22 protein-coding genes are annotated in these 20,072 nt (G+C 74.7%); 12 read left to right on the forward strand and 10 right to left on the reverse strand.

Going from position 1 to position 20,072, the window contains the following annotated elements; genetic code table 11:
* The first annotated feature begins 118 nt into the window (after positions 1 to 118).
* Entirely contained in the window at positions 119 to 460 is a 342-nt protein-coding gene (locus tag AC2TEW_RS05860; protein ID WP_484622231.1) for a VOC family protein, read from the forward strand.
* Between the two features lie 196 nt (positions 461 to 656).
* Here the strand turns inward: AC2TEW_RS05860 and AC2TEW_RS05865 are convergent, their stop codons facing one another.
* Positions 657 to 1,031, reverse strand: coding sequence for a hypothetical protein (locus AC2TEW_RS05865; protein ID WP_484622232.1), 375 nt, complete (start codon positions 1,029 to 1,031; stop codon positions 657 to 659).
* Positions 1,032 to 1,220: 189 nt separating this feature from the next.
* Here AC2TEW_RS05865 and AC2TEW_RS05870 point away from each other — a divergent pair, with 189 nt between their 5' ends.
* A complete protein-coding gene (locus tag AC2TEW_RS05870) occupies positions 1,221 to 1,940 on the forward strand; it encodes a leucine-rich repeat domain-containing protein (protein WP_484622233.1) in 720 nt (239 codons plus the stop codon).
* A 54-nt stretch (positions 1,941 to 1,994) separates the two neighbouring features.
* Here the strand turns inward: AC2TEW_RS05870 and AC2TEW_RS05875 are convergent, their stop codons facing one another.
* On the reverse strand, positions 1,995 to 2,297 hold the full coding sequence (locus AC2TEW_RS05875) for a hypothetical protein (RefSeq protein WP_484622234.1): 303 nt from the start codon (positions 2,295 to 2,297) through the stop codon (positions 1,995 to 1,997).
* Between the two features lie 395 nt (positions 2,298 to 2,692).
* On the opposite strand from AC2TEW_RS05875, the gene AC2TEW_RS05880 reads away from it, so the two are divergent.
* Positions 2,693 to 3,397, forward strand: coding sequence for a M24 family metallopeptidase (locus AC2TEW_RS05880; protein WP_484622235.1), 705 nt, complete (start codon positions 2,693 to 2,695; stop codon positions 3,395 to 3,397).
* A 171-nt stretch (positions 3,398 to 3,568) separates the two neighbouring features.
* On the forward strand, positions 3,569 to 3,790 hold the full coding sequence (locus AC2TEW_RS05885; RefSeq protein ID WP_484622236.1) for a hypothetical protein: 222 nt from the start codon (positions 3,569 to 3,571) through the stop codon (positions 3,788 to 3,790).
* An 80-nt stretch (positions 3,791 to 3,870) separates the two neighbouring features.
* On the opposite strand, the gene AC2TEW_RS05890 is transcribed toward AC2TEW_RS05885, so the two are convergent.
* Complete coding sequence (locus tag AC2TEW_RS05890; protein WP_484622237.1) at positions 3,871 to 5,328, reverse strand: sensor histidine kinase; 1,458 nt, start codon at positions 5,326 to 5,328, stop codon at positions 3,871 to 3,873.
* A complete protein-coding gene (locus AC2TEW_RS05895; RefSeq protein WP_033821112.1) occupies positions 5,321 to 5,998 on the reverse strand; it encodes a response regulator transcription factor in 678 nt (225 codons plus the stop codon). The genes AC2TEW_RS05890 and AC2TEW_RS05895 overlap by 8 nt, the downstream gene beginning before the upstream one ends.
* A gap of 140 nt (positions 5,999 to 6,138) precedes the next feature.
* On the opposite strand from AC2TEW_RS05895, the gene AC2TEW_RS05900 reads away from it, so the two are divergent.
* The 4 genes from AC2TEW_RS05900 to AC2TEW_RS05915 all read left to right on the forward strand — a co-directional run bounded on the left by AC2TEW_RS05900 (position 6,139) and on the right by AC2TEW_RS05915 (position 8,790).
* Positions 6,139 to 6,624, forward strand: a complete 486-nt coding sequence (locus tag AC2TEW_RS05900; RefSeq protein WP_484622238.1) for a hypothetical protein — start codon at positions 6,139 to 6,141, stop codon at positions 6,622 to 6,624.
* A 4-nt stretch (positions 6,625 to 6,628) separates the two neighbouring features.
* Entirely contained in the window at positions 6,629 to 7,423 is a 795-nt protein-coding gene (locus AC2TEW_RS05905; protein ID WP_484622239.1) for a COG4705 family protein, read from the forward strand.
* Between the two features lie 93 nt (positions 7,424 to 7,516).
* Positions 7,517 to 8,164 carry a DedA family protein gene (locus tag AC2TEW_RS05910; protein WP_484622240.1) on the forward strand — a complete coding sequence of 216 codons (648 nt, stop codon included), beginning with the start codon at positions 7,517 to 7,519 and terminating at the stop codon, positions 8,162 to 8,164.
* Positions 8,161 to 8,790, forward strand: coding sequence for a phosphatase PAP2 family protein (locus tag AC2TEW_RS05915; protein WP_484622241.1), 630 nt, complete (start codon positions 8,161 to 8,163; stop codon positions 8,788 to 8,790). Before AC2TEW_RS05910 ends, AC2TEW_RS05915 begins: the two co-directional genes overlap by 4 nt.
* 94 nt (positions 8,791 to 8,884) lie before the next feature.
* Here AC2TEW_RS05915 and AC2TEW_RS05920 read toward each other — a convergent pair whose 3' ends face one another.
* The 6 genes from AC2TEW_RS05920 to AC2TEW_RS05945 are packed head-to-tail and all read right to left on the reverse strand — an operon-like array spanning position 8,885 to position 14,774.
* Positions 8,885 to 10,303: an MATE family efflux transporter gene (locus AC2TEW_RS05920; protein ID WP_484622398.1), complete on the reverse strand. Its 1,419-nt coding sequence runs from the start codon at positions 10,301 to 10,303 to the stop codon at positions 8,885 to 8,887.
* A 23-nt stretch (positions 10,304 to 10,326) separates the two neighbouring features.
* Complete coding sequence (locus tag AC2TEW_RS05925) at positions 10,327 to 11,355, reverse strand: cysteine synthase family protein (RefSeq protein ID WP_484622242.1); 1,029 nt, start codon at positions 11,353 to 11,355, stop codon at positions 10,327 to 10,329.
* A gap of 32 nt (positions 11,356 to 11,387) precedes the next feature.
* Positions 11,388 to 12,731 carry a type III PLP-dependent enzyme domain-containing protein gene (locus AC2TEW_RS05930; RefSeq protein ID WP_484622243.1) on the reverse strand — a complete coding sequence of 448 codons (1,344 nt, stop codon included), beginning with the start codon at positions 12,729 to 12,731 and terminating at the stop codon, positions 11,388 to 11,390.
* On the reverse strand, positions 12,722 to 12,928 hold the full coding sequence (locus AC2TEW_RS05935; RefSeq protein ID WP_484622244.1) for a hypothetical protein: 207 nt from the start codon (positions 12,926 to 12,928) through the stop codon (positions 12,722 to 12,724). Before AC2TEW_RS05935 ends, AC2TEW_RS05930 begins: the two co-directional genes overlap by 10 nt.
* A 15-nt stretch (positions 12,929 to 12,943) precedes the next feature.
* Positions 12,944 to 13,729 carry an ornithine cyclodeaminase family protein gene (locus AC2TEW_RS05940; RefSeq protein WP_484622245.1) on the reverse strand — a complete coding sequence of 262 codons (786 nt, stop codon included), beginning with the start codon at positions 13,727 to 13,729 and terminating at the stop codon, positions 12,944 to 12,946.
* A 52-nt stretch (positions 13,730 to 13,781) separates the two neighbouring features.
* Entirely contained in the window at positions 13,782 to 14,774 is a 993-nt protein-coding gene (locus AC2TEW_RS05945) for a TauD/TfdA family dioxygenase (RefSeq protein ID WP_484622246.1), read from the reverse strand.
* Positions 14,775 to 15,159: 385 nt separating this feature from the next.
* Between AC2TEW_RS05945 and AC2TEW_RS05950 the strand changes: the two genes are divergently transcribed.
* The 4 genes from AC2TEW_RS05950 to AC2TEW_RS05965 are packed head-to-tail and all read left to right on the forward strand — an operon-like array spanning position 15,160 to position 20,016.
* Positions 15,160 to 16,719 (forward strand): ABC transporter substrate-binding protein, encoded by a 1,560-nt coding sequence (locus tag AC2TEW_RS05950; protein WP_484622247.1) that lies wholly within the window; start codon positions 15,160 to 15,162, stop codon positions 16,717 to 16,719.
* A complete protein-coding gene (locus tag AC2TEW_RS05955; RefSeq protein WP_484622248.1) occupies positions 16,716 to 17,720 on the forward strand; it encodes an ABC transporter permease in 1,005 nt (334 codons plus the stop codon). The genes AC2TEW_RS05950 and AC2TEW_RS05955 overlap by 4 nt, the downstream gene beginning before the upstream one ends.
* The gene (locus AC2TEW_RS05960; RefSeq protein ID WP_484622249.1) at positions 17,717 to 18,553 is read left to right on the forward strand and encodes an ABC transporter permease; all 837 of its coding nucleotides are present in this window, start codon (positions 17,717 to 17,719) and stop codon (positions 18,551 to 18,553) included. Before AC2TEW_RS05955 ends, AC2TEW_RS05960 begins: the two co-directional genes overlap by 4 nt.
* Positions 18,550 to 20,016, forward strand: coding sequence for an ABC transporter ATP-binding protein (locus tag AC2TEW_RS05965; RefSeq protein WP_484622250.1), 1,467 nt, complete (start codon positions 18,550 to 18,552; stop codon positions 20,014 to 20,016). Before AC2TEW_RS05960 ends, AC2TEW_RS05965 begins: the two co-directional genes overlap by 4 nt.
* The last annotated feature ends 56 nt before the right edge of the window (positions 20,017 to 20,072 follow it).

Consider the following 20,072-nt stretch of genomic DNA (forward strand, 5'->3'; position numbering starts at 1 on the left):
CCGAGGCTTCGGCGGGCATCGGGTGTGCACTTCTCAGCCTGCTCCCGCCCGCCCACCGGCACCAGCGCACGCCGCGCGGCACTGACGGCTGTCGGCGGTCGTGGCTAGGGTGACGATCATGAGTCTGACACCAGTGATGATCACGATGGACTGCGCGGAGCCGCAGGAGCTGGCCCGGTGGTGGGCGACCGCGGTCGGAGGCGAGATCGCCCAGGACTACGGCGACTTCGTCATCGTCAAGGCGCAGCCGCTGGCCCTGGGCTTCCAGCGGGTGGCCGACGAGCGGCGGGACAAGAACCGCCTCCACGTCGACTTCGCCGCCGCCCCCGACCGGGGCATGGCGGGGGAGGTGGAGCGGCTGGTCGCCCTCGGCGCGAGCGTCGTCGGCGAGCACAGCGCTCCGGGCCTCACCTGGACCGTGCTGCGGGACCCGGACGGGAACCAGTTCTGCGTCCACTGAGGAGGGTCGTGCCGTGCCGGTACGGGGACGGCGGCGACCCTCGGCCCCGTACGCGGTAGGGCCTGGCGGTCGATCCGGGTGCCCTGACGGTACGGCTGACCACCCGGCCCTCCCCGGCGCCGTCCCGGGTGGGTCGGCGGCTGCGCGGCGGACCGGCCGCCGGCAGCGCGCCGCCGGGTGAACGGGTGCCGGAGGATCAGGTCCGGCGCGCCGCCCGGTCCGCCGCCGGCCCGTCGCCGTCACCGCCGGCCGGGTCGTCGGCGGTGACGGCGGTGACGGCCGGGGTGTCGGCGACCGGAGCGGCGCCGCCCTTGGTGGTCCGGCAGGTGTGGCACGCGTGCCACTGGGTCGGCCACCACGGCTGGTCCGGGTCGGGCGCGCGGTGCGGGGCGAGGGTCATCTCGCCGGTGTCGCGGCCGCACAGGGTGAGGGGGCCGCAGGCTCCCGAGGCGTCCAGGGGAGCGGCATGGGCGTGCCGCACCGGCCCCTGCGGGTCCGCCGGCGAGCGGTCGGTTCCCAGGAGCCGCACGTTGGTCGGCACGTCCAGTTCCAGTACGAGCACGATGTTCATCCCCTCACCGTGGCCGCCGGGCCGCCCGGCCGCACCCGCACGGCGCCATCCGGACCAGCGGCCCCACCGGGCCCGCGCACCCGCTGCCGGGTCCCCGCACCGCCTCGTGGCCGCCCGGCCGCCCGGCCGCCTAGGCTGGCCGAGGTCGAGCCGGTCCCGGCCGTCCACGGCCCGCGAAGGGGGACGGCAGTGGAGCACACCCTGAATCTGTGGCGTCAGGAGCTCGGAGCGGTACCGGAGTCGGTCTGGCGGCGGACCGGCCTGCGGGTGCTGATCCTCGCGGACAACGGACTCACCGCGCTCCCGCCGGACATCGGGCGGCTCCACCAGCTGGAAACCCTGGACCTGGGACACAACGCACTGACCTCGGTGCCCGGCGAACTCGGCGGACTGACCGGCCTCAGCGGCTGCCTCTACCTGCACGACAACCGGTTGACCCGGCTGCCGGACTCGCTGGGTGGCCTGGCCCGGTTGCGGTACCTCAACGTCGGTGAGAACTCCCTCACCGCTCTCCCGCCCACCATCGGCGCCATGAGCGGCCTCATCGAGCTCAGGGCCCAGCACAACCGGCTCACCACCCTCCCGGACGGCATCGGCGGGCTCCGCAACCTGCGGGAGCTGTGGCTCCGGGGCAACGCCGTCGACCGCCTCCCGGCGTCGGCGGCCGGGCTGTCCGAACTGCGCCACCTGGACCTGCGCGAGAACGCCCTGACCCGGGTACCGGAACCGCTGGCCGGCCTGCCGCGCCTGCGCCAGATCGACCTGCGGAGCAACCGCCTCACTCACGTACCCGACTGGCTCGCCCTACTGCCGTCGCTGGAGAAGCTGGATCTGCGCTGGAACGAGGTGGACCCCGCCCTTCCGGTGCTCGGCGAGCTGGAGCGGCGGGGTTGTTTCGTGCTCACCTGATCTGACCCGGCGTGACCTGACCCGGTCTCACCCGGGCGAGCCTCAGCTGATCCGTCAGCCCTGGGGGTGCATCTCGTCCAGCAGGTCGAGGTTGCGGAACACCGGGGGACCGTCGCAGAGCGCCGCGAGCTGTGCGGCGAACGCGGCGGTCTCGGGGCGGTCGGAGTTCTCCTGCGCCTGCTCGTACGACGGGAACTCCACGATGTTCAGGTACACGTTCTCCTGGTCGCGGTCGCGGGTCTGCAGAGCCCGCGTCACCAGCGACCGGCCGGCGTTCTGCTCGACCCAGCTGTTGAGCAGCGCGGTGAACTCGTCGATGCGACGCGTCTTGAACTCGATGATCTGAACGAACCTCATGGGCTCTACCTCCTCGGCAGCCGGTCTGTGGCTCCCAGCGTCCGCGGGCCGCCGACGGTGGCTCCGCCGCCTCGCCGGGGACCGCGCCTTCCCACCCGCTTGGTCGCACGGGCGTAAGCCCGGCGCGGGCGGCCGTGGCACTCGGCGGGGAGAACGATTCACGGACCTGGCAGCTGCGGGCGAATTGGCCGAAATGACAAGTATCTGCCAGGCGTTTTACGAACTGTCCCTCGCAGATGCAGGATGCTTCCACGGGGTTGTCGAAGCAGTGGGCCAGGGGTCGCGCCCACACCCGGTTGCGCCACCGGCGCGACGCCCGGGACGGCGGCTCCGGCCGGCCCTCCGTCCCCGTACGCGCGACCCCGTGACAGCACATCAGGAAGAGGAAACGCACCATGGGAACACCCGACCGGATGGACGAGCAGCTGCGCGCCCTGGGTCTCGTCCACGCCCAGGGCAAGGCCGAACGGCTCTTCGCCGAGGTCCGGACACGCGGCCTGGTGGCCCCCGGCGCCGGCGAACGCGAGGTCAGCGACCGGATCCGCGACCTCGCCAACGAGATGTTCGGCACCACCAAGCACTGGCACAAGCGCATCGTGCGCTCCGGCCCGCACACCCAGTTCCCGTACCAGGAGAACCCGCCGGACCGGGTGATCGGCGAGGACGACATCGCCTTCGCCGACTTCGGGCCGATCTTCGAGGAGTACGAGGCCGACTTCGGGCGCACCTTCGTCCTCGGCGACGACCCCCACAAGCACCGCCTGCGCGAAGACCTCACGGCCGTCTTCGACGCCGGCCGGGCGGCCTTCCACGCCGACCCGGCGATCACCGGCAGCGGACTGTACGCACAGGTCGAACGGCTCGCCGCCGAACGGGGCTGGGGCCTGGGCGGCTGGCACGCCGGGCACCTGGTGGGGGAGTTCCCGCACGAGACCGTCGACGGCGCCAAGGCCGAGTCCTACATCACCCCGGACAACGACCGTCCGCTGCGCCGCACGGACCGGGCCGGCCGGCGCTGCCACTGGATCCTGGAGGTCCACCTGGTCGACGAGGTGCGCGGATTCGGCGGCTTCCACGAGCAACTCCTCGACCTGGCGTGACCCGTGGGGCATCCGGACAGGATCCGCTGATGACCGGTCTTCGCGCCGCGCGGAGATGGCGGAACTCGCCGAGGCCGGGCGCGGGTTGGGGGTGACGGTCAACCACACCTGGACGAGGGGATCATCGGCTTCGCACCGGGTTCGACGACCAAGTGGGAGGCCCTGGCGTCGATGGGGATCACGGAGTACGTCGCGTTCGGCAACGACATCGACGACTTCGACCTGCTCCGGCACGCGGAGCGGGCGGTACGGGTCGGCTCGCACCCGGGTCTGGACCCCGTCGCCGGGATCACCGTCGCGCCCGCCCCGGAGGCCGTCGCCGGCGACATCACCCTGCTGGCCCGGGCCGCCCGGCCCGCCACCGGCCCGGCGGCCCGCCGAACCGGCCGCTGAACCCGCGAACCCGCCTCCCCGGCAACCGGGTTGCCCCGGCCGGGCAGCACCGGCCCCCGCGTGCCCGGTCAGGTGGCCGGTCAGGTGGGGGCGTGCGGTACGGGGGGCGGGGCGGTGGGCAGCGTCAGGCGGAAGGTGGTGCCGCCGGGGGTGTCGTGGACGGTGAGGGTGCCCGCGTGGAGGGTGGCGATCTCGCGGGCGATGGACAGGCCCAGGCCGCTGCCGCCGTCGTCGCGGCTGCGGGCGTCGTCGAGTCTGGTGAACCGTTCGAAGATGGCCTCGCGGTCCCGGGGGGCGATCCGGGCGCCGTCGTTGGTGACGTCCAGGACGGCGTTCCCGGTGGCCGGGTCCAGGTGCAGGTGGACGGTGACCCGGTGGGCGGCGTGCCGCTGCGCGTTGTCGAGCAGGTTCGTCAGCAGGCGGCCGAGCCACTGCGCCTGCCCGTGCACGGTCACGCTGTCCGGGACCCGGAGCTCGATCGGGTGGGGCGGCGGGATGCGGCCGTGGACGGTCGAGCGTACGAGGTCGGCGAGGTCGAGGGCGTCGTCGGGCCGGGGCCGGCCGGGACTGTCGAGGCGGGCGAGCAGCAGCAGGTCGCCGGCGAGGTCCTGCAGGCGTTCGGTGTCCTGGAGCGCGCCTTCGACCATGGTCCGGCGCACCGCCGGGTCGGGGTGGGTGTGGGCCACCTCGAGCTGGGTGCGCAGCACGGCGAGCGGGCTGCGCAGCTCGTGGGAGGCGTCGGCGATGAAGCGGCGCTGGCGGTCTCCGGCGGCCTCGAGGCGGGCCAGCATGGCGTTCATGGTGTGGGCGAGGCGGGCGATCTCGTCGTCGCTGCGGGGATCGGGGACGCGCCGGGCGAGGTCGCGGTCGCTGATCGCGGCGACCTCGGCGCGGATCGCCTCCACCGGCCGCAGGGCGCGGCCGGTGGTGCGCCAGGTGAGGATCGCGACGGTGACCAGCACCAGGGCGCTCAGCGCGGCCAACGCGGCGGTGGTGAGGTCCTCGGCGGTGTCGGCGGTCCGCAGGGAGGCGCCGACGTGGATGGTGACGGGTCCGCCCGGGGTGTCGGTGGTGACCGTGGTGACGCGCTGGTGGGAGTCCTCGCCGCGGTGGCCGAGGTTGTAGCTGCCGTCGGTGGGGACGAGCCCGGGGCGGCCCAGCAGGTTCTGGCTCGCGGCGACGACGTTGCCGCCCGCGTCCAGGACCTGGATGAAGTCGGTGCCGTGGTCGAGCGGCAGTGGCGAGGCGAGGTGGCCGCCGGCGGCGAGGTGGGCGACCACCTGGGCCTGTTCGCGGGCGCCGGTCTCGACACTGCGCTCCAGGTTGACGCGCAGCACCAGCAGTACGGCGCCGCAGGCGACCAGCAGCACGACGGCGACCCCGGCACAGGCCGCGGCGGTGGTGCGGGTCCGCACGGACCGGGGTGCGAGCAGGTGCAGCAGGGCGGCGACGCGCGGGTGGCGGGTGAGCCGGTCGGCCGTCGCGGCCGTCCGGCGGCGCACGGCCCGCAGCAGGGCGGGGACGGACCGGTCAGCCACCGTCGGCCGCCAGCCGGTAGCCGGCGCCGCGCACGGTCTGCACGGCGGCGCGTCCGAACGGCGTGTCGATCTTGCGGCGCAGGGCGCTGATGTGGACCTCGACGGTGTTCGGGTCGCTGTCGGGGCCGCTGTCCCAGACCTCCTCGAGGATCTCCCGCTTGGAGACCGCCTCACCGGCGTGCCGGGCCAGGTGGTCGAGCACCGCGAACTCGCGGGGGGTGAGGGCGACGGCGGTGCCGCCCCGGGTGCAGGTACGGGCCGCGGAGTCGACGACGAGGTCCCCGAGGACGGTGCGCCGCGGTGCCCGGCTGCCGATCCGGCGGGCCAGCGCCCGCAGGCGGGCGACCAGGACGACGAAGGAGAACGGCTTGGTCAGGTAGTCGTCGGCGCCGGTGTCCAGCGCCTCGGCCTCGTCCCACTCGCCGTCCTTCGCGGTCAGCATCAGGATGCCGGCGTCGCTCCCGGCCGCCCGCAGCCTGGAGCACACCCGGTAGCCGTTCAGGCCGGGCAGCATGATGTCCAGCACGATCACGTCGTACGGGTGGTCGGTCGCCCGGGCGAGGCCGGACAGGCCGTCGTGGACGATGTCGACGGTGAACCCCTCCGCGGTCAGACCGTGCTGCAACGCCAGCGCCAGCCTGCGCTCGTCCTCCACCACCAGTACTCGCATACCCCCAGGGTGGCAGGTCCCGCGGGCGGTCGGCTGAAGGCTTCTTCAGGTCTTCAGGAACCCTTCAGCCCCGTCCGGTCAAGCTGATCGTGTCGTCCGGGCGAGGGTCCCGGACCCGGTAGGGAGTCGGGGTGGGCGTCATGAGCGAGCCGGTCGGTGCGGAGCAGTCGCAGGGGAAGCCGGGCAGGGCGGTGCTGGTCCGGCGGTGGGCGCGCGGACGTTCCGCGCGCTGGATCGCGGCCGGTGCGGCCGCCGTGGTGGTCGTGGGCGGCGGCGCCGCCGTCGCCCTGCACCACGAGCGGGAGGCGCACGGCGGGCACGCGGCCGCGGCCGGGGACGGCGCCGGGCGGGCCGAGGGCCGCGAGGGCCGCGACGGCGGCCACGACGAAGGCCGGGACGGCGGCCGCGCGCCCGCGCCGCTGCCGGCCCTGGACGCGGCCGACGCCGTGGTGAAGGCCTCCTCGGGGGTGCCCGGCGGCAAGGTGGAGTCGCTGCGGGCGGTGCCCGAGCAGGGCGGCGGCCGGGCCTGGCAGGCCGTCGTCCTCGGCCCCGACGGGATACGCCACCTGGTCACCGTCGACGGGACGAGCGACACCATCACCGGCAACACCACGCTGGGCGGCTGATCCCGTGAGCACCACCGCACCCGCCCAGGCCGTCCCCCGCACCGGGCCCGGCGCGACCGTCCGGAGCAAGGTCCCGCAGGTGACCGCGGCGTTCTGGCTGGTCAAGATCCTCACCACCGGCATGGGCGAGACCACCTCCGACTACCTGGCCCGCGCCCTCGGCCCCGTCCCGGCGGTCGCGGCGGCGGCGCTGCTCCTCGCCGTCACCTTGCTTGCGCAGGCCCGCAGCCGCCGGTACGTACCGGCCGTGTACTGGTCGGCGGTGGTCATGGTCAGCGTGTTCGGCACGATGGCCGCGGACGTCGCCCACGTCGCGCTCGGAGTGCCGTACGCCGCCTCCGCGCTCGCCTTCGCCCTCGCCCTCGCGGCGCTGTTCGGGGTGTGGCGCAGGACCGAGGGCACGCTCGCGGTCGGGACGGTCGACGGCGGGCGCCGCGAGGTCTTCTACTGGGCGACGGTGATGGCCACCTTCGCGCTCGGCACGGCGGTCGGAGACCTGACCGCGGCCACCCTCGGCTGGGGCTACCTGCCCTCCGGCCTCCTGTTCCTCGGCCTGATCGCGGTGCCCGCGCTCGGCCACCGTGCCCTGCGGACACCGCCCGTCCTGGCGTTCTGGTGGGCGTACGTGCTCACCCGCCCGCTCGGCGCGTGCTTCGCGGACTGGGCCGGCGTCAGCCGCCAGCGCGGCGGCCTCGACCTCGGCACCGGACCCGTCAGCCTCGTCCTCGGGATCGTCATCGCGCTCGCCGTGGCCTGCCTGACGGCCGCCGCGCGCCGGGCGCCGCGGCCCGCCGTCTGAACTGAACCGTCCCCCGGACCCGAAACCGTCCCCCTCGGACCTGAATCCGTCCCCCGACCCGGACCCGTCCCTACGAGGAAAGGCGCCACCACGATGTTGTCCTCATCGGCCCTGCTGGCCGTGAACCCCCTGGACGCGGGCTCACTGCTCGGCGCGTTCGGCGCGCTGGGCATCGCCGTGGTCCTGTTCGCCGAGACCGGCCTGCTGGTCGGCTTCTTCCTGCCCGGCGACTCCCTGCTGTTCACCGCCGGACTGCTCTGCACCACCGGCGCCCACAGCGGGCCCCACCTGGACCTCGCCCAGGTCCTGGCCGCCGCCGCGGTCGGCGCCCTCGCCGGCGCCCAGACCGGCTACCTGATCGGACGCCGCGGCGGCCCCGCCCTGCTCGCCCGCTCCCGCAACAGGCACCTGCACGAAGGCGCGGTCCGGGCCGAGGAACTCCTCAGCCGCTACGGCCACGGCAAGGCCGTGGTGCTGGCCCGGTTCGTCCCGGTCGTGCGCACCGTCCTCAACCCGCTCGCCGGGGCGCTCGGCGTCGGCCTGCGCACCTTCACCCTGTGGCAGGTGGTCGGCGGACTCGCCTGGACCTTCGGCCTGGTCCTCGCCGGCTACGCCCTCGGTTCCTCGGTGCCCAACGTCGACCACTACCTCCTCCCGATCGTCGCCGTCGTGGTCGCCCTGTCGCTGCTGCCGCTCCTGCTGGAGCTGCTGCGCTCCCGCCGTCAGGCCAGGGCCCGATGACGGCCCCCGGCACGGCCCCCGGCACCGCCCTCGCGGTGGACGGCCGCGGCCTCGACGGCGGCCTCTACCTGCGGGTCGACCACTGGGCCGAGCAGCTGCCCGCCCCCGTGCAGCACGCGGTCACCGCGTTCTCCGCCTACGGGCTGGTGCTGCTGGCGGCCCTGATGGTGTGGGCCTGGTGGCGCGCCCGCGGCGCCGACAGCGTCACCATGGCGCGGGCGCTCGCCGTACCGCTGGTGGTCACCGCGGTGTTCGCCGCCGACACCCTGCTCAAGTCCGTGCTGGCCGAGCCCCGCCCGTGCCAGGTCCTGGACGCCGGCCGCACGCTGGAGGCCTGCCCCGCCGCCGGGGACTGGTCGCTGCCGAGCAACCACACCGTCATCGTGTTCGCGGGCGCCGCGGCCCTGTGGCAGGTCGAGCGGCGGATCGGCCGGCTCGCGCTGCTTCTCGCGGTGCCGATGGGGCTCTCCCGGGTGCTGGTCGGCGTCCACTACCCGCACGACGTCGTGCTCGCCGCGGTCCTCGGCACCGCCGCCGGGTTCGCCCTGACGGCGGCGGCCGGGCGGGCCGGCCCGGTGGTGGAGCGGGCCCGCGCGGGAGGCCTGCGGCGGCTGCTGACCGCGTGAGACCGGGGCGGCCGACGCCGCCCGGTGCCCTCCGGGCCTGGACGAGGCCCCACCGGCCGGCCGGTGGGGCCTCCTGGCGTGCCCCGGCGGAGGGTCAGGCGGTCGCGGCCACGGCGGTGGCCGCAGCCGTGCTCTCCCGGGCGGTGAGCGCCCGGCCGTAGCGGCGCAGCAGCAGGACGGCGGTGGTGGCCAGGCCGGCGAGCAGGCCGAGCCACAGGCCGCGGGTGCCGCCGCCGAAGGGGTGGGAGAGCAGCCAGGCGGCGGGCAGGCCGACGCCCCAGTAGCCGATCAGGGTGATCCGGAAGCCGCTCCCGGTGTCGTCGAGGCCGCGGAGCAGGCCGATGCCGATGTTCTGGGCGCAGTCGAAGAGCTGGAGCAGCGCGACGACGGCGAGCAGGCCGGTGGCGATGGCCAGGCTCGGCCGGTCGGCGGGGGAGTGCGGGTCGAAGTAGGGGCGCAGGACGAGGTCGGGCAGCGCCAGGTAGAGGGCGCCGACGGCGGCCGTGACGGCGGCCCCGCAGGCGAGGGCGGTGTTGCGGATGCGGCGGGCGGCGCCGTACGCACCGAGGGCGAGGTGGCGGCTGACGTTGATGGACGCCGCGTGGGAGAGCCCGACGGCGACCTGGAAGACGATGTAGACGAGCTGGTTGACGGCGGTGTGCGCGGCGAGCGCCGCCGGTCCGAAGGTGCCGGCGAGCAGGGCGGTGACGGAGAAGAAGCCCGCCTCGGAGCCGTAGGTGGCGGCGATCGGGGTGCCCAGGCCCAGCAGGCGGCCGACGGTCCTCGGGTCGGCCTTCCAGAAGGCCAGGGAGAGCAGCGGTGCGAGCTGCGGGTCCCGGCGGGCGGCGGTGTGCAGGGCGAGGAAGGACAGCAGGTGGACGCTGCTGGTGGCGACGCCGATGCCGGTGAGGCCGAGTGCGGGCAGGCCCCAGCTCCCGTGGATGAAGACCCAGTTGAGGGCGGCGTTGACGGCGACGGAGGCGATGGTGATCCGCAGCAGCGCCTGCGGGCGGCGCATGCCGACGGTGAACTGCCGGATCGCCTGGAACCAGAGGCAGGGGATCAGCCCGGGGGCGAGCGCGGCGAGCATGCCCTGGGTGCGGTGGGCGACGGCGGGGTCCTGTCCGAGCAGGGTCGCCGCCTGGCCGATCAGGACCATCAGGACGGCGCCGGCCATCCCGGCGAGGGTGGCGACGGCCATCGCCGCCCGTACCAGGTCCCGGACCTCGGTGTCCTGGCCGGCGGCCGGGTGGTGGCCGGTACGTTCGGCGCGGGCCGCGGCGGCCGCCACCTGGTTGCCGACGGAGGTGACCAGGCCGACCCCCATGGTGCGGAGTTGGTTGAAGACGACCAGGGCGAGGCCGCCCGCGGCGAGGGCTTCGGTGCCGAGCACGCCCATCATGACGGTGTCGGTGGTGGTGAGGGCGACCTGGGCGAGCTGGGTGAGCGCGAGGGGGACGGCGAGGACGGCGAGGGCCCGGCTGTCGCGGGCCAGGGTGGTCAGCTGCTGCATGGCGGGTTTCACGTCTCCGACCGTCAGGGCCTGCGGAGTTTGGTGAGGGTCTCGTCGACGTCCGCCTCGACGGCGGGGTCGATGAGACCGCGGGCGTTCATCCAGTCGTCGTCGAAGACGGTGTCCAGGTACTTCTCGCCGCCGTCGTTGACGAAGGCGACCATGGTGGCGTCCGGCGGGAGCGAGCGCAGGCGGGCCAGGGCCTCGTGGACGACGCCGCCGGCCGAGCCGCCGATCAGCAGGCCGGTCCGGCGGGCGACCACGCGGGCGGTGGCGAACGCCTCGATGTCGCCGACCTTCACCCCTTCGTCGATGAGGTCGTAGTCGACGAGCAGGCCGATGCTGGCGCCCTCGGGGGTGCCGGTGCCGGACTGGTAGTAGTCGTGGGCGGGCGGGCCGAACGCGATCGAGCCCTTCGGCTCCACGCCGATCACCGCGACGCCGGGGACGTGCTTGCGCAGTTCCCGTGCCGTGCCGCACAGGCCGCCGCCGGTGCCGACCGCGCCGATCAGCACGTCGACGCGGTTGCCGAGGGCCTGGGCGATCTCCCGGCCGACGGGGTGGTAACCGACCGCGTTGCTGGGGTTGTTGTGCTGCTCGGTGAAGAAGGTGTTGTCCTTTCCCCTGGCCAGTTCCTCGGCGAGCTCCTCGCGGGCGGCGGTGTTGAGCTCCTCGCCGCCGTCCTCGGCGACGTGCACGAGTTCGGTGCCCATGGCCCGCATGGCGCGCAGTTTGTCGGCCGCGGCGTGGTTGTCGACGACGGCGGTGAAGCGGTAGCCGCGTTCGGCGGCGACCACGGCGAGGCCGAGGCCGGTGTTGCCGGAGGTGGACTCGACGATGTGGCCGCCGGGGCGCAGTTCGCCGCGCTCCTCGGCGTCGAGGACCATCTGGCGGGCCATCCGGATCTTGGCGCTGCCGGTGGGGTTGTACATCTCCAGCTTGAGCAGCAGGCGGGCGCCGTTGTCGGCCCGGGCGAGCTCGAACAGCGGTGTGAAGCCGATGAGTTCGGAGATCCGGGTGACCACCGGGGGGCGGTGCAGGGCGTCGGTCATGGCGGTGGGGCTCCCTCGGGGGCAGGGGGTGGTCAGCAGGCGGGACGGCGGTCCAGGTGCCAGCGCAGCCGGCCGTCCTCGCGGTGGACGACGACCTTGGGCGGCAGCGGGAGGTCGTGGAAGGGCGACTCGTTGGAGTCCATCTGGTAGCCGGCGGTGTTGGGGTAGACCAGCAGGTCGCCGGGTGCGGGGCGGCGCGGGAAGGCGATCTTGCGCCAGGTGAGCAGGTCGGAGTCGAGGCAGCTGGCGCCGCCCACGCAGGCCCGGTACTCCTCGGCGGGGGAGCCGGTGTCCGCGGTGAGGAGCCGCGGGTCGGGCAGGTACTCGCTGTTGAACCACTGCTCGGACAGGCTCAGGCTGGTGCCGTCGACGGTGACGATGCCGTACCCGGCGCGGTCCTTGACGCCCTGTACGGCGAAGACCGACGATCCGGCGCCGGCCAGCAGGGCACGGCCGGGTTCCAGCAGCAGCCTGACGCCCGCCTCGCGCAGCCGGGCGGCGAGCGGGGCGCCCGCGCCGTGGGGCCGGGCGGCGAGGACGGCACGCAGTGCGTCGGCCCCGGCGACGGGCGAGTGGTAGGGGTAGAAGTCGGCTGCTTCGAAGGACCGTTGGGCGTGGTAGTCGTCGGGGGTCTGGGTGGCGAGGAAGGTCCGCCAGTGCTCGGCGGAGGTGTAGTCGACGGCGAAGCCGCCGCCGATGCTGATCCGGTCCGCCGGCAGTCCCAGGGTGCGGGCCTTGAGGCAGAGTTCGACCAGGTCGCCGGCGAGGTCGGTGCGGGGCTGCACCGCGTAGCCGGACAGGTGGAAGCTGAAGCCCTCCATCCGGACCCGCTCCCCGGCGTCGGCGCAGCGCAGCAGGGCCGCGTGCACCTGGGCTCCGTCCAGGCCGAACCGGCTGCCGGTCGGGCCCGGCGGGAGGCGGCGCAGCAGGACGCGGACGGGCCGCGGCACGTCGAGGCGCAGGACGTGTTCCAGTTCGTCGGGTGCGTCGACGGCGATCAGGGCGCCGTGGAGGGCGGCGACGCGCAGCAGCCGCTCGTTCTTGGCGGGGCCGGTGACGACCAGGTCCTCGCCGCGGACGCCGTGGCCGAGGGCCTCGCGCAGCTCGCCGTGGCCGGCGACGTCCACCCCGGCGCCCGTGCGGGCGCAGCGTTCGACGAAGGCGGCCGCCTTGTTGGCCTTCTTCGCGAAGTACACGGTGCCCGCCACCGCCGCGTCGTCGAGCGCGGTGCGGAAGGCGGCGAGGTTGGTGTCGAAGCGTTCGGGCAGCAGGTAGTGGAACGGGCCGCCGAAGGCGTGGGCGAGGTCGTGCAGCAGGCCGCCGGCGGCGAGTTCGTCGTGGACGGGGTCGGGATGGGCGGGCAGGGTCAGCGCCACAGTGCGACCTCGGTGCCCAGTCCCTGGTCGGCGGCGAGCTGGGCGAAGCGGTGGCCGAGGGCGATGTCGGTGACGACCAGGCCGCTGTTGTACGCGAAGATCCGCTGGTCGGGGGTGGTGCGGGCGGCGGCGGCGCCGCCCAGGACGGCGGGCAGTTCGAGGTCGACGGCGGGGAGTTTGCCTTCGTCGTCGGCCATGTCGGTGCCGGTGACCTACATCTGCGCCTCGCTGGTGGCGATCACCCGGTCGGCGCGGTGCAGGGTGGAGGGGGCCAGGCCGTGGCCGACGAGGATCGCGACCGCGCCGGGCCTGAGCCAGTCCGCTTCGACGGCGGCGGGGGTGTGGCCGCCGGCGGTGGCGACGATGACGTCCGCCTCGCCCGCGGCGCGCCGGAGGTCGGTGACCAACTCCACCGTGCGGCCGGGGAAGTGGTGCTCCAGTTCGCGGCGGACGGCGGCGATGCCCTCGGGGTGGGTGCCGGAGAGCAGGAGACGGTCCAGCCCGGGCAGGGTGGTGAGCAGGAACGGCAGGGCCAGGCGCCCCTGGGTGCCGGTGCCGATCACCAGCGCGGTGCGGGCCCCGGGGGCGGCGCACTCGCGGGCCAGCAGGGCGGAGACGGCCGGGGTGCGCAGGGAGCCGATCCGGGAGCAGTCCATCAGTGCCACCGGCAGGCCGGTGGTGTCGTCGTAGATGCTCAGCGTCGTGTAGTAGTGCTGTTCCTCGCGGCCGCGGTGCAGGCCGTGCTTGTAGGAGGTCTTGATCGCGACCACGTTGCGCACGCCGTCGCGGCCGAGCATCGCGTAGGAGACGGAGTGGCCGTCGGCGGGCTTGACGGTGAGTTTGCGCGGGTTGTCGGACTGCCCTGCGGCGAGGGTGCGGTAGGCCTGTTCGACGGTGTCGACGACGTCGGCGAGGCCGATGTCGAGGCCGGCGAGGTCGCCGGTGCTCAGAACGCGCAGGGCGCCGTCGTGGGGCGTCACGGTGGGCCGGGTGCTCATCCGGGTGTCCCTTCGAGGGGGTGGGCGGGGAGGGGGAGGCGCCGGTGGCGGTTCAGCCCGCCCAGGCCTCGAGGGCGGCCTGGCCGTAGCCGTGCTCGGCGGCCTCCGCCTCGGGGCGGGTGCGGCGGCCGGGCACGCGGACGGAGGCGCGCTTGAGCCAGCGGTCGGTGCCGTCGTAGCGGGCGGTGAAGGGGACCCGGCCGTGGACGACCAGGTCGTTGTCGACCACCAGGACGTCGCCGGGTTCCAGGCTCACCGCGACGGAGACCCGGGCGAGTTCGTCCGCGAGGCGCCCGTAGGCCGCGCGCCAGGTGTCGTCCGCCGCGTCGAGCGGGGTGTAGGCGGGGTCGTAGCGCAGGGTCGGTCCGCCGTCGGCGGCGAACAGGGTGGGCACCGGGGCGGGCGGGCCGGCGTACTGCTGCGCGTCCTCGTAGGCGTCGTCGGGCAGGATCGGCGCGACCGGCCGGGACAGCTCGGCCCGGTCCTGCTCGGTGAGCACGGCCCGGCGGATGCTGGCGGCGGTGGTGGCGATCGCGTCGTGGTTGCGCATGCAGCACAGCAGCAGCAGGTGGGCGCGGCCGGGGTGGAAGGCGTCCTCGGTGTGCGGGGTGAGCAGGACGCTGCTGGACGCGCCGGTCTGCACCGCCTCGTGGCCGGGGGAGGGGACGATGTTGTGGACGTAGCGTCCGTCCTGCTGGCCGTCCCAGGCGATCGGGGTGCCCATCAGCGCGGACACCAGGAGCAGGACCACGTCCCAGCGGGCGCCGGCGTCGCCGACGGTGGACCAGTGGCCGGGGGTGGCGCCGAGTTCGGCGTCGTCGACGGGCAGGCCGCGGACGACGAACAGGCCGTCCGCGGTGTCGACGGGACGCAGGGCGTGGTGCAGCCCGGCGCTGAGGCGGGTGCGGACCCGGGGCAGGTCGGCGAGCAGCGCGGGGCTGGTCGCCGAGCCGTGGAGGTCCAGCAGTTCGGCCGCGAGGGCGGTGAGCTCGGCGGACTGGCCGGCGTCGAGCGGGCGTACCGGGGCTGGGGCGGCGGTGGGCACGGTGGCACCTTCCGGGGCGGAGGCAGGGCGGGGTCCGGGCGCGGTCGCGGGCGGCCCGGCAGGGGGAGGGCGGGGAGCGCAGACGGCTTCGGTCCGGCGCGGCTCGGCGACCGGACAGCCAGGAACGTAACAACCCCGAGTTGGTAAGGCAACCCTTACTCGAGAGTTTGACTACATTTGTGTCGTCAGTCACAGCGTCGGTATACGAGCGAACCGTCTCTGCTTCAAAGTCCCTGCTGAGGTGCTCAATTGACGCACGGTCCGAACCGGTCACCCGTCGGCCAAACTGTCGCACCCGGCTTGCGGTGGCCTCAAAACTTAGGATAGGTAAACCTAAGCAAGCCCTGCTCGACCTGTACTGCTCGACCTGAAACGAGGAACGACCGTGGGCGTCACCAGACGACAGCTGCTGTGGGCCGGTGCCGGGATCGGAGCGGCCGGCGCACTCGCCGCCTGCAGCAGCGGCACCGGAGGGGCGACGGACCGGGCAGCGTCCGGCACCCCCGGCGAACAGCCCCGCAGCGGCGGGACGTTGAAGGTCGGCGCACTCGGCAAAGCCGCCTCCGTCACCCGCGACCCGCACGGCACCCAGGCCAACGAGAGCGACTACCTGATCCTCAGCCTGATCTACGACACCCTCGCAGTGCCGGGCGAGAAGACCAACACCGCACCCCGCCTGGCCGCGAGTTGGACCCCGTCGACGGACCTGAGGAGCTGGCGCTTCACCATCGCCGAGGGCGCCAGGTTCCACGACGGCACCCCCGTCACCGCCGACGACGTGGTGTTCTCCCTCAAGCGCCTGCGCAACACCCCGGCCGGCAAGAGCCGCCTGCCCGGCATCCAGCCCGAAGGCATCAGCGCCGCCGACGCCCGGACCGTGCTGCTGGTCTCCGACTACCCCAACGCCGACCTGCCGCTGCTCACCCGCCTGACCACCTTCGTGGTCAAGAAGGACACCGGGGACGACGCCATCGCCGGCGCGCCCGGCACCGGCCCGTTCAAGCTCGACTGGTTCCGCGACGGCAACGCCCGCCTGGTGCGCAACGACGACTGGTACGGCGGCAAGGCGCCGCTGGACGCCATCGAGGTGCGGATCTTCGAAAGCCCGCAGGCGATGGCCAACGCCCTGCTCGCCGGACAGATCGACGTCGCCTCCAACGTCGGCGCCGTCGCCGCCCGGACAGCCGAGTCCCGCAAGGACGTCCAGATCCTGCGCCGCCCGAACGACATGGCGATGCCGATCGTGATGCGCACCGCCGACGGCCCGTTCGCCGACCCCCGGGTCCGCGAGGCGCTGCGCCTCGCCGTGGACCGCGAGGCGATGGTCAAGCAGGTCCTCTCCGGCTACGGCAGCGTCGCCAACGACATCCTCGGCACCGGCGACCCCGCCTTCGCCAAGGACATCCCCCAGCGCACCCGGGACCTCGCCAAGGCCGCGCGGCTGCTCGCGGAAGCCGGGTTCGACACCGCGAAGACCTACGACCTGCTCACCACCGAGGACATCCCCGGCCTCGCGGAGTCCGCGACCCTGTTCGCCACCCAGGCCCGCGAGGCCGGCGTGAAGATCAACGTGGTCAAGCAGGAGTCGAAGGCCTTCTGGGACGAGAGCTGGCTCAAGGCCCCGCTCTACACCACCTACTGGGGCACCAACGACTCCGTGGTGTTCTTCGCCTCCAAGACGATGCTCTCCGACGCGGGCCAGAACGAGGCCGCCTTCAAGGACCCCGCGTTCGACACGGCGTACCGCACCGCGCTCGGCACCGCCGACGCCACCGAACGCGCCGCACTGCTGCACCGGCTCCAGGAGATCGAGTACGCCGGATCCGGCTACCTGCTCTGGGGCATGGCCGACGGCATCGACCTCGCCGGACCGGCCGTGCGCAACCTGCCCAAGCTCCCCGGCTACGGGCGCGTCCAGCTCGAGAAGACCTGGCTGGCCCGTTGATCCGGGGCACCTCCGCCGACGGCGCCACCACGCCGAAGGCCCGGTCCGGCCCGGCCCGCACCCTCCCCGGTGCGGGCCGGGCCGCCCGGCTCGCCGTCCGGCGCCTGGCCCTGCTCACCGTCCTGCTCGCCACGGTGTTCGCCGCGGTCGAGCTGCTGCCCGGGGACGCCGCCAGCTCCACCGCCGAACGCGGCGAAGGCCCGGCCGCCGTCGCCGCCCGCCGCGCCGCCCTCGGCCTCGACCGGCCCGTCACCACCCGGTTCCTCGACTGGATGACCGGCCTGCCCACCGGCGACCTCGGCACCACCGCCCACGGCCAGCCCGTGACCACCGTCCTGGCCGGCCCGTTCCCCAACACCCTGCTGCTCGGCGTGCTCGCGCTCGTGCTCAGCATCACCGGCGCCCTGGCGCTCGGCAGTTGGGCCGCCCTGCGGCCCGGCGGGGCGGTCGACCGCACCGTTGCGACCGTCTCCACCGCGGCGTTCGCACTCCCCGAGTTCGTCGTCTCCGTCGCCCTGCTGCTCCTGCTCTCGCAGTGGACCGAATGGTTCCCCGCCGTGACCCTCACCGGCCCCGACGGCGCGCCCGCCTCCTGGGACATGCTGGTGCTGCCCCTGCTCGCCCTGGCGATCCCGCAGATCGGCTGGAACACCCGGATCGTCCGCGGCGCCCTCGCCGACCAGGCCGCCCTCCCGCACGTCCAGGCGGCGATCCTCGACGGCCTGCCCCGACGCCGCGTCCTCACCCACCACATGCTGCCCGGGGCACTGCCGGCCGTCGCCATCTCCACCGCCACCTCCGCCGGCATGCTGCTCGGCGGCGCCGTCGTCGTGGAGACCCTCTTCAACTACCCCGGCATCGGCGCCGTCCTCGCCGGAGCCATCGCCGACCGCGACACCCCGCTCGTCGCCGGAGTCGTCGCCGCCACCGGCACGGCCATCAGCCTCCTGCTGCTGCTGGCCGACCTCATCCGCGACCGCATCCTGGGAACGACACCGTGACCACCACCACGACCGTCCGCCGACGGCCCGCCAGGGCGAAGCTCCTGGCCGCAGCCGTCCCCGCGCTGCTGCTGGTGCTGCTCGCCCTCACCGGCCCGCTCATCGCACCCAGCCCCGTCGACCGGCCCGTCACCGCCCCCTACGGCCGACCGGACACCGCCGCCGCGCTCGGCGGCGACCTGCTCGGCCGCGACGTGCTCAGCCGCCTGCTGGCCGGCGGCGCCCCGCTGATCGCCACCGCCCTCGCCATCGCCGCCACCGTCACGGCCGCCGCCACCGTCATCGGCATCCTCGCCGCACTGCGCCCGAGGCTCGGCGGCTGGCTCGAGCGGGCCGCCGACCTCACGATCCTGCTGCCCGCCGTCCTCGGCATCATGCTGGTCGCCACCGCCTGGCCCGGCGGCGGACGCCTCGCGGTCGCCACCGCGGCCACCGTCCTCGGCATCCCGTACGCCGTGCGGGTCGTCGCCGCGGCCGCCGCCCCCGTCGCCGCCACCGGCTACGTCGAGACCGCCGCCGCCTCCGGCGAACGCCTCCCGTACCTGATGGCCCGCGAAGTCCTGCCCAACCTCCGCGCCACCCTCCTCGCCCTCTTCGGGCTGCGCTTCGTCGAAGGCGTCTACGTCGTCTCCATCGCCGCGTTCCTGCAACTCGGGCCCCAGCCCCCCGAAGCGGACTGGGCCCTGATGATCCGTGAGAACGCCCCCGGCATCCTCCTCAACCCCTGGGCCGTCGCCGCCCCCTGCCTGGCCATCGGCCTGCTCGCCATCGGCGTCAACCTCGCCGCCGACGCCATCGCCCCCGCCCGGCCCACCCCGGAGACACCCCTGTGAACGGCACCGCCCCCACCGCGCGCGTCACCGCGCTGACCATCGCGCTCACCGACGGCACCCCGCTCCTCGACAACGCCACCCTCACCCTGCGCCCCGGCCGCATCCACGCCGTCACCGGCCCCTCCGGCGCCGGGAAGACCACCCTGCTGCGCGCCCTCGCCGGGGCCCTCCCGCCGGGAGCGCAGGCGACCGGCGAGGTCACCGTCCTCGGCCACGACATCCTCGCCCTGGAACCCGCGCAGCTGCGCCGGCTGCGCCGCCACCACCTCGGCCACCTCGGACAGGACCCCGCTTCCGGCCTCAACCCCCGGATGCGGGTCGGCCGCATCATCACCGAGTGCGCCGCCGACACCTCCCGCACCACCGTGCACACCCTCCTCGCCCAGGTCCGCCTCCCCACCGACCAGCACCTGGAACGCCGCCGCCCCACCGCCCTGTCCGGCGGCCAGCAGCGCCGCGTCGCCCTCGCCCGGGCCCTCGCCCGCCGCCCCGACCTCCTGCTCCTCGACGAACCCACCGCCGGCCTCGACCCCGCCCTGCGCGACGAGATCGCCGACCTCCTGCGCGAACTCGCCGGCCAAGGCCTCACCGTCGCCCTCTCCAGCCACGACCCCGACTTCGTCGGCCGCTGCGCCGACGACACCACCGACCTCTCACCCGCCGGACCCCCCGCCGCCCGCCCGCACACACCTCCCGCCCGGCCGCACCAGCAGCCCGCGGCGGCCCCGGCCCCGGCCACCGGTCCCGTACCGGGGCCGGTCCTGGCGGCCCGCTCCCTCCACGCCCACGCCGGAACCGGCGCCGGCCGCCGGGACGTCCTCGGCGGGCTCGACCTCGACCTCCGGCCCGGCACCCTCACCGCGGTCGTCGGTCCCTCCGGCTGCGGCAAGACCACCCTGGTCCGCACCCTCGCCGGCCTCCACCCCGCCGCCGGCGGCACCCTCACCCTCCACGGCCGGCCGCTCGCCGCCACCCACCGCCGGCGCGGCCGTGACCAGCTCCGCCGCATCCAGCTGGTCCCGCAGAACCCGCTCGGGGCACTCAACCCGTCCCGCACCGTCGGGGCCACCCTCGCCCGTCCGCTCCGCCTGCACCGCACCCTGCCCGACGACCGGCACCCCGCCCGGATCGCCGAACTCCTCGCCGCGGTCGGCCTGCCCGCATCCTTCGCCGCGCGCCACCCGCACCAGCTCTCCGGCGGGCAACGCCAGCGGGTCTCGATCGCCCGCGCGCTGGCCGCCGAACCGGACGTCCTGCTCTGCGACGAGGTCACCTCCGCGCTCGACCCCGCCACCGCCGACTCGATCATGGACCTGCTGCAACGGCTGCGCACCACCCGGGGGCTGGCGGTCGTCCTGGTCAGCCACGACCTCGACCTCGTCGCCCGGCACGCCGACGTCACCGTCACCCTCCACCCGGCCACCCCCACCGGGGCCACCGAGCAACTCCCGGCACCCGCTTAGCCGGACGCACCCGAGGCCGCGGCCCCGCGGTGCGGCGCCCGGTGTTCCAGCGCCCG

The organism is Kitasatospora sp. NEAU-CNBT7 (assembly GCF_057220535.1).

Bases quoted from the DNA above. Each gene is read 5' to 3' on its own strand.
- AC2TEW_RS05880 (WP_484622235.1), top strand. From the start codon at position 2,693: ATGGGAACACCCGACCGGATGGACGAGCAGCTGCGCGCCCTGGGTCTC.
- AC2TEW_RS05875 (WP_484622234.1), bottom strand. From the start codon at position 2,297: ATGAGGTTCGTTCAGATCATCGAGTTCAAGACGCGTCGCATCGACGAG.
- AC2TEW_RS05925 (WP_484622242.1), bottom strand. From the start codon at position 11,355: ATGACCGACGCCCTGCACCGCCCCCCGGTGGTCACCCGGATCTCCGAA.
- AC2TEW_RS05865 (WP_484622232.1), bottom strand. From the start codon at position 1,031: ATGAACATCGTGCTCGTACTGGAACTGGACGTGCCGACCAACGTGCGG.
- AC2TEW_RS05895 (WP_033821112.1), bottom strand. From the start codon at position 5,998: ATGCGAGTACTGGTGGTGGAGGACGAGCGCAGGCTGGCGCTGGCGTTG.
- AC2TEW_RS05920 (WP_484622398.1), bottom strand. From the start codon at position 10,303: ATGCAGCAGCTGACCACCCTGGCCCGCGACAGCCGGGCCCTCGCCGTC.
- AC2TEW_RS05860 (WP_484622231.1), top strand. From the start codon at position 119: ATGAGTCTGACACCAGTGATGATCACGATGGACTGCGCGGAGCCGCAG.
- AC2TEW_RS05935 (WP_484622244.1), bottom strand. From the start codon at position 12,928: ATGGCCGACGACGAAGGCAAACTCCCCGCCGTCGACCTCGAACTGCCC.
- AC2TEW_RS05910 (WP_484622240.1), top strand. From the start codon at position 7,517: ATGTTGTCCTCATCGGCCCTGCTGGCCGTGAACCCCCTGGACGCGGGC.
- AC2TEW_RS05900 (WP_484622238.1), top strand. From the start codon at position 6,139: ATGAGCGAGCCGGTCGGTGCGGAGCAGTCGCAGGGGAAGCCGGGCAGG.
- AC2TEW_RS05885 (WP_484622236.1), top strand. From the start codon at position 3,569: ATGGGGATCACGGAGTACGTCGCGTTCGGCAACGACATCGACGACTTC.
- AC2TEW_RS05940 (WP_484622245.1), bottom strand. From the start codon at position 13,729: ATGAGCACCCGGCCCACCGTGACGCCCCACGACGGCGCCCTGCGCGTT.
- AC2TEW_RS05915 (WP_484622241.1), top strand. From the start codon at position 8,161: ATGACGGCCCCCGGCACGGCCCCCGGCACCGCCCTCGCGGTGGACGGC.